Annotated in this window: 13 protein-coding genes; 3 read left to right on the plus strand and 10 right to left on the minus strand. The window is 36.2% G+C overall.

What is annotated here, in order from left to right; genetic code table 11:
* The 3 genes from C8N46_RS14410 to C8N46_RS14420 all read right to left on the minus strand — a co-directional run.
* Window positions 1-945: leucine-rich repeat domain-containing protein (locus tag C8N46_RS14410; protein WP_146169832.1), on the minus strand; the 945-nt coding region annotated here is incomplete at its 3' end.
* 236 nt (window positions 946-1,181) lie between these two features.
* Entirely contained in the window at window positions 1,182-1,556 is a 375-nt protein-coding gene (locus C8N46_RS14415; RefSeq protein WP_108115627.1) for a DUF3127 domain-containing protein, read from the minus strand.
* 5 nt (window positions 1,557-1,561) lie between these two features.
* Window positions 1,562-2,422 carry a flavin reductase family protein gene (locus tag C8N46_RS14420; RefSeq protein WP_108115628.1) on the minus strand — a complete coding sequence of 287 codons (861 nt, stop codon included), beginning with the start codon at window positions 2,420-2,422 and terminating at the stop codon, window positions 1,562-1,564.
* Window positions 2,423-2,604: 182 nt separating this feature from the next.
* Between C8N46_RS14420 and C8N46_RS14425 the strand changes: the two genes are divergently transcribed.
* Window positions 2,605-3,774: a sensor histidine kinase gene (locus C8N46_RS14425; RefSeq protein WP_108115629.1), complete on the plus strand. Its 1,170-nt coding sequence runs from the start codon at window positions 2,605-2,607 to the stop codon at window positions 3,772-3,774.
* 223 nt (window positions 3,775-3,997) lie between these two features.
* On the opposite strand, the gene C8N46_RS14430 is transcribed toward C8N46_RS14425, so the two are convergent.
* The gene (locus tag C8N46_RS14430) at window positions 3,998-4,387 is read right to left on the minus strand and encodes an HIT family protein (RefSeq protein WP_108115630.1); all 390 of its coding nucleotides are present in this window, start codon (window positions 4,385-4,387) and stop codon (window positions 3,998-4,000) included.
* Between the two features lie 109 nt (window positions 4,388-4,496).
* Window positions 4,497-4,973, minus strand: coding sequence for a transcription elongation factor GreA (gene greA / locus C8N46_RS14435; RefSeq protein ID WP_108115835.1), 477 nt, complete (start codon window positions 4,971-4,973; stop codon window positions 4,497-4,499).
* Window positions 4,974-5,175: 202 nt separating this feature from the next.
* On the opposite strand from greA, the gene C8N46_RS14440 reads away from it, so the two are divergent.
* The gene (locus tag C8N46_RS14440) at window positions 5,176-5,619 is read left to right on the plus strand and encodes a Rieske (2Fe-2S) protein (RefSeq protein ID WP_108115631.1); all 444 of its coding nucleotides are present in this window, start codon (window positions 5,176-5,178) and stop codon (window positions 5,617-5,619) included.
* Window positions 5,620-5,796: 177 nt separating this feature from the next.
* Here the strand turns inward: C8N46_RS14440 and C8N46_RS14445 are convergent, their stop codons facing one another.
* A complete protein-coding gene (locus C8N46_RS14445; protein ID WP_108115632.1) occupies window positions 5,797-8,187 on the minus strand; it encodes a TonB-dependent receptor in 2,391 nt (796 codons plus the stop codon).
* Between the two features lie 398 nt (window positions 8,188-8,585).
* On the opposite strand from C8N46_RS14445, the gene C8N46_RS14450 reads away from it, so the two are divergent.
* Window positions 8,586-8,819, plus strand: a complete 234-nt coding sequence (locus C8N46_RS14450) for a hypothetical protein (protein WP_108115633.1) — start codon at window positions 8,586-8,588, stop codon at window positions 8,817-8,819.
* A gap of 87 nt (window positions 8,820-8,906) precedes the next feature.
* Here the strand turns inward: C8N46_RS14450 and C8N46_RS14455 are convergent, their stop codons facing one another.
* Genes C8N46_RS14455 through C8N46_RS14470 form a run of 4 tightly spaced genes read right to left on the minus strand, consistent with a single transcriptional unit; the run spans window position 8,907 to window position 11,911 of the window.
* Entirely contained in the window at window positions 8,907-10,454 is a 1,548-nt protein-coding gene (locus C8N46_RS14455; protein WP_108115634.1) for a DUF4301 family protein, read from the minus strand.
* Window positions 10,451-11,008, minus strand: coding sequence for an AAA family ATPase (locus C8N46_RS14460; RefSeq protein ID WP_108115635.1), 558 nt, complete (start codon window positions 11,006-11,008; stop codon window positions 10,451-10,453). The genes C8N46_RS14455 and C8N46_RS14460 overlap by 4 nt, the downstream gene beginning before the upstream one ends.
* The gene (gene pnuC / locus C8N46_RS14465) at window positions 10,960-11,667 is read right to left on the minus strand and encodes a nicotinamide riboside transporter PnuC (RefSeq protein ID WP_108115636.1); all 708 of its coding nucleotides are present in this window, start codon (window positions 11,665-11,667) and stop codon (window positions 10,960-10,962) included. Before pnuC ends, C8N46_RS14460 begins: the two co-directional genes overlap by 49 nt.
* The gene (locus C8N46_RS14470) at window positions 11,651-11,911 is read right to left on the minus strand and encodes a hypothetical protein (protein ID WP_108115637.1); all 261 of its coding nucleotides are present in this window, start codon (window positions 11,909-11,911) and stop codon (window positions 11,651-11,653) included. Before C8N46_RS14470 ends, pnuC begins: the two co-directional genes overlap by 17 nt.
* Between the last annotated feature and the right edge of the window lie 25 nt (window positions 11,912-11,936).

The raw sequence follows: 11,936 nt of genomic DNA on the forward strand, positions 1-11,936 counted from the left end.
GTCTTTCAAAAAACGAATATCCGTAATTTTATTATAGCTAAGATCTAAGGAAGTTAAACCAACTAAGTCTTTCAAAAAACTATAATCCGTAATTTTATTATCGCGAAGAGATAAGGAAGTTAAACCAACTAAGTCTTTCAAAAAACGAATATCCGTAATTTTATTATCGCTAAGATCTAAGGAAGTTAAACCAACTAAGTCTTTCAAAAAACTATAATCCGTAATTTGATTTGAGCGAAGATCTAAGGAAGTTAAACCAACTAAGTCTTTCAAAAAACGAATATCCGTAATTTGATTTGAGCGAAGAGATAAGGAAGTTAAACCAACTAAGTCTTTCAAAAAACGAATATCCGTAATTTTATTATAGCTAAGATCTAAGGAAGTTAAACCAACTAAGTCTTTCAAAAAACGAATATCCGTAATTTTATTATAGCGAAGAGATAAGGAAGTTAAGCCAACTAAGTCTTTCAAAAAACGAATATCCGTAATTTTATTATAGCTAAGATCTAAGGAAGTTAAACCAACTAAGTCTTTCAAAAAACTATAATCCGTAATTTTATTATAGCTAAAATCTAAAGCTTTTAGCTTATGTAGCGCTTTTAAAAAATGTATATCTTTTACATGGAAAGTATTCCAAAAAGACATTGCATTAAAATAGTGAAAACTTCCTCCAATTTTAAGATTTTGTAATTTTTCTAATTTACCAATGTCTTCAGTTATGTATTCAATTTTATTAAGGCTTCCGCTGTTCTTACTGTCTATGAATTCTCTTTTGGCATCGTCATACCATCTATTTGAAAGAATCAGCGTTTCAATATGTGTGCATTCAAATAATTCTGGAATAGCTGCTAAATTGGTAATGCCACAATTTCCTAAATCTAAATAAGTGTTTCGGGTATGTAAACATTCTTTTATGAGTTTTTTTGCTTGAGATAGTGCTTCCATTTGCAGTTTTAAATTTGTTTTGAACAACTAACCGAAAGAAAGATACCTAATATTTGTAAATAATTACTTCATAAAATTATTTTCTTTTAATTATTTACCTGTAATGTGATAAAGTTTCTAAAGCTCTTTTACAGCTGTTAAATACAAAAGCCCTACTATTTCTAGTAAGGCTTTTACATTTCTCTTACAACGGCTGTAGCCGTAATCAAGTGCACTAATCGCACACAATTATTTCCTTAAAAAGGCAAATCGTCGTGATCTTCTTCTTTGAAGTCGTTTACAGGCTCAAATGCGTCTGCTGGTGGCACTGGCGGCATTCCTGCTGGCGGTTCTTGCTGTAAGTTTTCAATACGCCATCCTTGGATAGAGTTGAAATATTTGGTTTCTCCTTGTGGATTTACCCATTCGCGTCCACGCAAATTGATACTGATTTTTACAGGTTGCCCTACTTGAAAATTGTTTAACAAGTCTGTTTTATCTTGTACAAATTCCACCATAATATGTTGTGGATATTGCTCTTCCGTCGTTACGACTACTTCACGCTTTCTAAATCCATTGTTTCCGAACGTTTGCGTTTCTCCAATTACTTTTATTTTTCCCTGTACTTCCATGTTAATTATTTTGCTAATAAGATTTTCCAAGCAGTCATTACATCTCCTCTTTCAAGGAATTCCTTTGCTGCTTTATGATTTGTTTCTATACTGTCTGAAATTTCGATTTCAGTCGTTTTTGTAAATTCTTTTATTTCTTCCGCAGTTGGTAATTTTTCCACGTTTCCTAAAATTCCCAAGTCGTTTCCTGTCAAAACTTTACTGTTTCGAATTTCTGCGGGAATTTGGTCAACACCAATTCCCAACGTAGCAATCGGTTTTGGAATTTCGAAAAATCCGTCGCGTGCTCTGCTGTAAAAGCTTCCGCCTGCTCTGGCAACTAAGTCAATTTTGTAATGGTCAATTGTGCCGCGTTCATTCAACACCTCATCGTGAATATGAATTTTGACCACTTCACAAATGATTAAATTTCCAGCGCCACCTTCATTGCCTAAAGCCACGACTTCTTTTACAATACATTCAAACTGTGCGGGTGATTCTGCCACACGAAACGGTTTTACTTTTTCAGATGGCAACATAGTCAATCCGGCTTTTTCAAACTCGTTTACACCTTTGGCATATTCCGTACTGCTCAAAGACATTTGCTGCACAATAGCATGATTTACCACATTAATCACAACTTCTTTTGTTGCTAAGGCATTTTCCAGCGTATGCTTTGTTGTATTGTCACGAACTCTTCGCGCAGGCGAAAAAATCATGATAGGCGGATTTGAGCTAAACACATTAAAAAAACTATACGGCGATAAATTCGGGTTTCCTTCAGCATCCACCGTACTTGCAAAGGCAATTGGGCGTGGCGCTACAGCTCCTAACAAATAGGCGTGTAATTTTGCCGTTGGAATTTCTTTTGGATCTATGGATAGCATTTTGATGTATTTAACGCAACAAAACTACTATAAAAAAGCGGAGCATACAATAATAGTTATCAACGCAAAAGCGGTGTTTTTAACAACTTAATTTACAATTGTGTACGTTTTATTCAAAAGTTCTACACTGTCACAATAAAACTCCCGTATTTCGTTTATATTAGTGGTTTCAAAGTATAGTAATGACGTTAAAAAACAGACCTGTTTTAATTCGCTGGATATTGATTCTCGCTTCGTTTGCGATTGTTTCAGGTATTTTATGGAATACGTATATTTTCTTTCAAGAATTTAAGCAAGAAGAACGCGCCAAGATGGAAATTTTTGCCGAAGCTGTTGCTGAAGTTAATCAAAATTCTCTTCAAGATGATTTGAGCAATTTATCACTGAAAATTATAAGTAGTAATACTTCCAATCCTAGAATCTTCGTAACTATTGATGACGTTATGGATGCGCAAAATATGTCAGAAGATAAAATGTCTGACTCCATCTATCTAAAAAAGAAAGTGAAACAATTTTCCAAAGAAAATACTCCAATTGATATTTCTTATTTCGATGAAACTACAAATCAACGGATTAAAGTTGGAACACTGTATTATGGCGATTCCGAAGCGTTAAACAAACTCAAATATTATCCACTGGCACTATTATTAATTATTGCACTGTTTGGCGCCGTTGCGTATTTCTTTTTTAGCGCGTCCAAAGCATCAGAACAAAATAAGTTGTGGGCTGGAATGGCGAAAGAAACCGCGCATCAAATTGGAACGCCGCTTTCTTCATTGGTGGGTTGGACAGAGATTTTAAAGACCGAAAATATTGATCCTGAGTATGTACGTGAGATTGAAAAAGATATCAATCGCTTGCAAACCATTACGGAGCGTTTTTCAAAAATTGGCTCTATTCCGAAATTGGAACGCTTGGATATTGTGCAAGAAACGAAAGATTCCTACGATTATTTGTTGTCGCGAACTTCCAAATTGGTCAATTTTACGTTTGAAGCGCCCGAAACACCTATTTATAGCGACATCAACGCGCAATTGTATAGTTGGACCATTGAGAATATGGTGAAAAATGCTATTGATGCGATGAAAGGAAAAGGCGATTTAAAACTCGAAATTATTCCTGCCGACAATGTGGTAAAAGTGCTGATTACCGATAACGGAAAAGGAATTCCAAAGCGAAACTTTAAAAAAGTATTTCAACCAGGATTCACGAGCAAAAAACGTGGTTGGGGATTGGGATTGTCACTCGCCAAACGTATTGTAGAGAATTATCACGACGGAAAAGTAAAAGTGCTAAAATCAGAGATTGGCAAAGGAACCACGATGCAGATATTGTTGAAAACGGTGGTTTGATTTTTGGTTCTTGGCTCTTGGCTCTTGGCTCTTGGCTCTTAAAGTATTGTTTTTTGTTTTTTGTTATTCGTTTTTTGAAGCATTCATCAAAACCGTTTTTTCAATATAGTGGATTCCTGCCTGCGCAGGAATGACAAAATCAGCGTCATGCTGAACTTAATTCAGCATCGCATAAGAAGCGAAAAAATCAAAAATCGTTAATCAAAAACGTAACTCGTAACTCCTACAGTTCTGCGCGGATTTTAGCGGCGATTTCTTCAAAAGCTTCTGGCGTGAGTTTTTCTTTGTTTTTAAAGTCCATGCTTTCCATATTGTGCAATGGAATCAAGTGTACATGTGTATGTGGCACTTCTAATCCAATGACGGTAATTCCAACACGCAAACACGGAATGGCTTTTTCAATAGCAATTCCGACTTTTCTTGAGAATTTCATCAATCCCATATAGGTTTCTTCTGAAAGGTCGAAAATTTTATCAACCTCTTCTTTTGGAATGCATAAAGTATGTCCAACAGAATTCGGATTGATGTCTAAAAAAGCGTAGTAATTGTCGTCTTCTGCAATTTTATAAGAAGGAATTTCTCCGTTGATTATTTTGGTAAAAATAGATGCCATAAATTGAATTTTGTATGGATGTAAGATAAAAAAGTTCTGTCTATTTTATATAGAAAAATCCTTTTTTAACACGTAAAAAAAGGATTTTCTAGTTGTATAATTCGAGCGTTTAGTTACGCGTAATTTCCAATACTTCAAACTGCATAGTTCCGTTTGGCACTTGAACATCGGCTATTTCTCCTACCGATTTTCCTAGCAATCCTTTTCCAATTGGAGAGGTTACAGAAATTTTACCCGATGCTAAATCTGCTTCACTTTCAGCAACTAATGTATAGGTCATTTCCATACCGTTGGTGACGTTTTTAATGCGCACGGTAGAAAGCACCAATACTTTTGAAGTGTCTAATTGACTCTCATCAATAATGCGTGCAGTAGATAAAACGGTTTCCATTTTAGAGATGCGCATTTCTAACAATCCTTGCGCTTCTTTGGCAGCATCATACTCTGCATTTTCACTCAAATCACCTTTATCGCGCGCTTCTGCAATCGCTTGCGAAGCTTTTGGTCGTTCTACATTTTTTAAATGCTCCAATTCATCTCTCAATTTTTTTAGACCTTCTGCTGTATAATAAGATACTTTACTCATAATTTCTTCGTTTTCTATATGTTGATAGATTTTGGTTTTTTGCTTAATACACACAGTTACTGTATATTATAAAACGCAAAAAAATCCCATTGAACACGGGATTTATAAATACAAATATAAGAAAATATTTAAAGTGCTTATCTATCTTCGCTTTTAAAAGAATGATTTGCGTAAATTGCGAAACTTTTTAATTAGGAAAGAAATGAAACGATTTTTATTGATTTGTGTTGCTGTAGTATGTTTATTTTCTTGTAGTTCGGATGATGGTGGTGTAAATAATAATCCGTTTATTCCAAATGCGCTAGTGCAATATCAGTTGGATTTGAATCTGCCTTTGTTTGATAATTTACGTTTTGCGGGCGGTTCTGCTTATATTTCCAATGGCGGTGGCGTTCGTGGTTTTTTTGTGTTTAACTTATCAGGCGATCAGTTTTTTGCGTGGGAAGCTAGTTGTCCAAACCATACACCTAATAACTGCTCTACCATGACGGTTCAAGGTGTGTTGGCAACGTGTTCATGCGAAGATTACGAATATAGTTTGGCTAACGGTCAGTTGTTAAATCCGGTACAAGGACAAGCAAATTATCCGATGGTAAATTATCGCGCTACAAAGAACGGCGATGTTATTACGATTTCGAATAATTAGGAGTTCACTTCGGCAGGCTCAGTGTGAATTAGGTTTTGGGTGTTGGGTTTTAGGTGTTGGGTCGCTTCGCTTTTTTGTTTTTCGTTGTTTGTTGTTTGTTTTTCGTGAATTCAAACTTATTAAACTAAAAAAGCGACTCTTTCGAATCGCTTTTGTGCTTTTTGTACTTTTCTTTTTTTAGAATTTTAGTGTCATTCCTACTAAGAAGTTTCTAGTGGCTTGCGGATAGAATCCTGCACCTTCAATCGTTGTTACTGTTCCTGGATTTGAAAAATCATCATCATACGTAAAGAAATAACCGTTTGACACATATTCTACATCAAAAATGTTATTGATTAATCCCGTAAAGGTAATGGATTCGCAAAATGTGTTTAGTTTTAGTTCATACACAAAATTCAAATCGTTGGTGAAATAGCTGTCCAGTCGTGAAACTTCGGAATCAATATTCCCCATAAATTGCTCGCCTACGTATTTTGACAATAAAGAAACTTGGAAGTTATGCAACGGCTTATACGTCATGATATTTCCTGCGATAAAATCTGGAGAAAACGAAATATTGGTATTGCCTAAATTCACCAAACTTCCATCTTGTGACGCAATAAAATCGATGTTTTTGTTGGTACTAATCGCCATGTTTGGACGTATTGAAAATTTATCACTCAACTTAAACGACGCATCAATTTCCAATCCTAAACGATAGCTTCTTCCGCTATTCGTACGCAATGGTGTTCCTGTGTCATCCAATGCGCCTGTTAGTACCAATTGGTCGTTGTACAACATGTAGTATGCGTTTGTGTTTACCGTAAAGTTTTCTCCATTCCAACGCCAACCGAGTTCGAAATCGTCTAATTGCTCAGGTTTTACTTCATTATTGTTTTCAAAATCGCTTCTGTTCGGTTCACGGTTTGCTCTTGCATACGAAAAGTACAAACTGTTTTTATCATTCACACGATAGTTAATTCCCGCTTTCGGATTGAAGAATGTGTAGTTCTCATCAATGTTAAACGGATCTTGATCAGATGTCAACCCTGAAGTTTTATACGTCACGTTTCGCACTTGCACATCTCCAAAAAGACTTACGTTATCATTCACGCGAACCGTTGCTTTGGTGAAGAAACTTAGGTCATTTTTCTTCCCATTTCCTTCGTAATAACGATCTCTGATTTCACTATCGCTGGCAAATCGCGCCCAAATGACTTCTCCAAAATGGTCTCCGTCATAAATTCCCAAGAATGCACCAAAATCCATATCCAGATTGTTCTTTCTGTAATTCGCATTCGCGTTAATCGCGTAAAAATCATTGTCGAGCCAACGTCTGCGGATTACATCTGTTTCGTTAATCGTGGTTCCGTTGATGGTAATTTCGTCAAAACCATAGGTTGAAAATGGTTCGTCTTCTTTGTATTGCTCAAAATAACCTCTTCCTTGCGTATAATTTAAGCTTAAATTAGTTGTCCAGTTTTCTGAAATTTTTTCATTCCAATGCAATTGATAATGATCTTGACGGTAATTATCTACTTCATTATCATAAAAACGCACGTTTCCATTTTCGTCCGTGTATTCTCCCGAAGGATTGAATGTACGATTGGTTTCCAACGTTTGTCGGTCAATTCCATTCCAAGCTTGATACGTAATTTCATGTCCACCAAACGTCAACGCTTTGATTAACGTTGTTTCCGTGACATACGAACCTTGTAAAAAATAAGCGCTCAAATCTGAAGAAGCGCGGTCGATATAACCATCCGATTTGATTTTGGACAAACGACCAGCCAATTCAAAATTGTCAGCTAGTTTTCCTGTGCTGAATTTTACCGTGTGTCTTCTCGTATTAAAACTTCCAAAAGCGTTGGTAATTTCTCCGTTTGCTTCTTCCGAAACTGCATCGGTCAACAAACTTAAACTCGCACCAAAAGCACCAGAACCATTGGTAGACGTCCCAACACCACGTTGCAACTGAATGTTTTCTGTGGAAGAAGCCAAATCGGGCATATTTACCCAAAAAGTTCCCTGACTTTCCGCGTCGTTATACGGAATTCCGTTAATTGTTACATTGACACGTGTTGCATCGCTACCACGCACACGGATTCCTGTGTAACCCACACCTGCACCTGCGTCAGAAGTTGTTACGACGGAAGGCATAAAGTTCATTAATACCGGAATGTCTTGTCCCAAATTACGTTCTGCAATTTCTTCTTTCTCAAGATTGGAATAGGTAATTGGCGAATCTGCATTTACACGAACCGCAGAAATCAGCACTGCATCCAACGATTCTTGCGAACTTTTTAAAGTAAAGTTCAAAACAGTGTTTTCTGTAATTGTTAGCGTTTTCGTCTCTGTTTTCATTCCCACAAAAGAACAGATAATTGCAATGTTTCCTTGCGCAACACTTAGCGCATACTTTCCGTCAGAATCTGTTGTGGTTCCATAAGAAGCTCCTTTTACCACAAGAGTTGCGCCTGTGAGTGGTGCTCCATTTTCATCAGAAACGGTACCTGAGAGTGTAAAATTTTGTGCTTGTAGACTGACTGAAAGCACGAAAAGGCATAAAAAAGCGAATAAATTCTTCATATTCGTAATACATTTTGTTACGAATAAAAGGGGTAATTATTCTTAGTTAAAAATTAATTGTTGGTGATTGACAGACTATGACTGTCGGCATATCAAATCTTTACAAATAAAGATTTAATCCATCCCTTGGCAGCATTACCTGCCCAGGTTCATTGGGTATAATCTCAGCTTTTTGAATGTGATTCAAATTGCACCCCTTTGAGATGCTGCAAAAATAATGTAGTTTTTTGAATTGCACTATTTTTTTCGTTGCCAATTGATATTGTTAATCCGTCCCGCTTCTTTTGGACTGTATTGTATTATAAAAATTACGCACTTTCGTAAGAAATTTATTTTTTTAACAGCGAAATACACTGCAAATCAGTAACTTTAATTTCTAACCAAAAAACTTACTAATCATGAAAAAGCAACATTTTCAGAAGAAATTAGCTTTAAAAGCTACCCGAGTTTCGAATTTAACAGCAATTAACGGTGGAAATACACCTGTTCGTTTTACGGAAAACCCTTGTATTATTTCAGATGTGGAAACGTGTACAACGGTTCAAGAGCCTGTTAAATTGACGGAAGCACTGCGTTGCACGCATACGATTGGAAACGGCCTAAATCCTGATGGAACGCCGTGTACTGTGTAGCTTTTGCTTAAAAATAGTTAGTATTGCCTGAAAACCTTCGCGCCAAGAATGATTGTTATCAGTTGTTTTTGGCGTTTTTTTTTAAAGTTACTTAATCTGATGCGTGGGCTTTAGCAAATCGTTGATGGTTTTTACTGGATTGAATGTAATGAGTGGAACTTCTACAAAAACGGTATTCCAAAACGCCATGCCACCATTCCACAAGCCAGGCAATTCCAACGCTTTTATTTTTTTTCCACTTTGGGATTTAGAAGCGATAAAGTACGATTTACGGTCTACAAATTTTGTCAAATCAAATTTGTTTCCTTGATAGTCTTTTACGCCGCATACGATATCTACTGGATTGAAATGTGTTGCCAGTTTTTGAATACCTTGATGGTACTCATTCTTCCTGTCAATTTGTACAGATTCTACTATTTGTAGTGACACCGCGCCATTTTCATGTTTTACCCAAAATGGTCCGCCGCCAGGTTCGCCTTCATTTTTTACCATACCGCACACACGAATTGGTCGGTTCAGCTTGTCGATGAGATATTCTATTTGATATTTTTGAGAATATTTTTCAAATTCCTCACTGATTTCCACATTGAGTTTGGTGTATAAAAAGCGTAAAATAGTATGCAATTCTTCATTAGAAACACCATTGTGCAGCATTTTCATATACTTAAATGCTTTTTGCTGAAGTGCAATGAGTTTTCCTGCCAGAATTTTTTTGTAACGTGATATTTCGTCCGAATAGGTGTTCACAACTACATTGTCTATGTTTTTAATGAAAATCACATCAGCTTCAATAGCATTTAGATTTTCAATCAACGCGCCATGACCGCCAGGGCGAAACACCAAATTTCCCGAAGCGTCTATAATTGGTCTGTTTTTTTGATCGACGGCAATGGTGTCTGTTTCCTCGAGTTGATAGGAATATGAAATGTCAAAATCGCAGCCTGTTTTTTCTTTGATTTGTGGAAGAATGTTGTTTTCTATTGTTTTGAATTTGTCGTAATGTTGTTTGGAAATGGTAAAGTGCAACTTTGCTTTTCCAGCATTGCAGGCGTAACTTGCCGCTTCAAATAAATGCTCTTGAAAAGGTGTAGAAAGATGCTTTTTGTATTTGTGAAAAGGCAACAATCCTTTTGGATAGTTTCCGTAGTTTAAGCCTGTTTCCGCCAAAAGCGTATGTACAAAATCATGATTGAACTCGTCTGGTTTTTTGATGCGATCGAGTTCGGTTTTGTTCATGAATTGTACCACATCATTATAGAATGGAAACTTTTCTAACCCAATAAAAAACAATCGAATTTCTGGTTCTTTTTCTTTGTTGATATACGAATTGATGGAATCCTTTTTGGGATTGTAGTTTTCGAGAAACTTATACAGAAATTTAAACATTCGCGTTGCTGCGCCAGAAGCAGGAATGAATTTAACGATTTCTAGCGATGCTCGTTCGCTTTCATATAGCGAAACACATGCTTCTTTATCGGCTTCGTTGAGTTGTAAAATTCCTTTTTCTATACTCGCATGCGCTGTAATATCGGCATGCGGAATTTTTTTTTCGAACTTATGAAGCTGCTCTTCCACTTCAGATACAGACAATCCTTTTGCTGCTATTTGTTCGATATGTTTTTTTGAAAAGTTCAATGGTGTTGTAATAGTTTGTTTATTGTTGCAACGGCTTTTTGAAAACGAGTTTCTGCATCACCTTTCAACAATACATAAGGTTGATTATAGGTTTTTAACGTTTGCTGAAATTCCAAAAATGAGGTTTCTCTTTTGTAGGGCAAATCTCTTATGGAATCCGCAATCCAAGGTGTATCAATATAAGTTAAAAAATAGAAATTCGCCGTACTTTTTTCCACATATTTTTCAAGCGTTTTACTTTTAAATGTTGGATAATATATTCGCGCATACGTCAGCGTTGACAATATATTTGTATCGCAAATCATCATAGCACTTCCCGAAGCTTCGCATTCCAAACGCAATTGTCCTTTGGCGATGGGCATGACATCGTTCTCGGTTAAAATTTCCCCTTTTTGCTGTTTTTCTTCGGCGTAGATTCGCGCAAATTCTGGCACAAAAGCAGCCTTGTAATGCGCTGCCAATTGCTTAGCAAGCGTTGTTTTCCCTGAAGATTCAGGTCCTACGATTACGATTTTGAAGCGAGTTGCTTTTTGTTTTTCAAGGTTTTTCTCCATGCGATGTATCCAAAGATGGCTAAAATTAAGAAAATTGCAAATTGTATTGCTGTAAAACCGAGTCCTTTTACAAAATAGAGTGGTATTGAAATCAGGTTTCCGAAAATCCAAAAAATCCAGTTTTCAATCTTTTTATTCGCCATAAGCCACATTCCCGAAAAGAAAACACCTGTGGTAAAAATGTCTAAATAGGGTGTGATTTCATTGATTTCTTCTACAGAACCAAAATGCGAGAAAAAGAAATCAATGGTTTCAGAAACATTACGATGCACATCTATTCTCCCAACTTGAATGTACACCACATAGGTAAACGCTGCCGTAAATAGAAAAATACCAATTGTAGTCAGTTTTTGCATAAAGGTAGTCCGTGAAATTTCAAGCTTTGCATCTTCCCGAATCCGCGTCCACATATACCAACCGTAAATACTCATAATTGTATAATACACGTTGATAATCATATCGCCATACAGTACGAAATTGTAACAGATGTAAATGTAAATAAGCGTACTGATGATTCCTGTTGGATATACCCAAATTTTCTCTTGCTTGGCAAACCAAACGCTGGCAATTCCAAAACCTGCTGCTAAAATTTCCAACAGCACATCAAACCAATAGTATCCTTGATATTGCTCAAGTAAAAAGTTAAAAAACTGGCTCATAGTTGCTTCTGTCGGATTTTACGATTTTCATGGTGAGTAATATGTTTTTTTCGTTTTCAAACGCCACTTTGATTTCCGAAGTCAGTAATTTCATAATGCCGTCATAATCGCCAAAAATCTGCGTACTGAGCGGATTTTCCAAAACAGTATAGCCCGAAACACGTAATTTTTTGATAAAATTGATAATCGGTGTTTCAAAATCATCTTGTAAAGGAGTTAGCGTGAGTTCTACGGATATGTTCATTTTTTTTGTCTGTTGTTTGTTTTTT

It is taken from the genome of Kordia periserrulae (genome assembly GCF_003054265.1).
In the GTDB taxonomy this organism is placed as follows: domain Bacteria; phylum Bacteroidota; class Bacteroidia; order Flavobacteriales; family Flavobacteriaceae; genus Kordia; species Kordia periserrulae.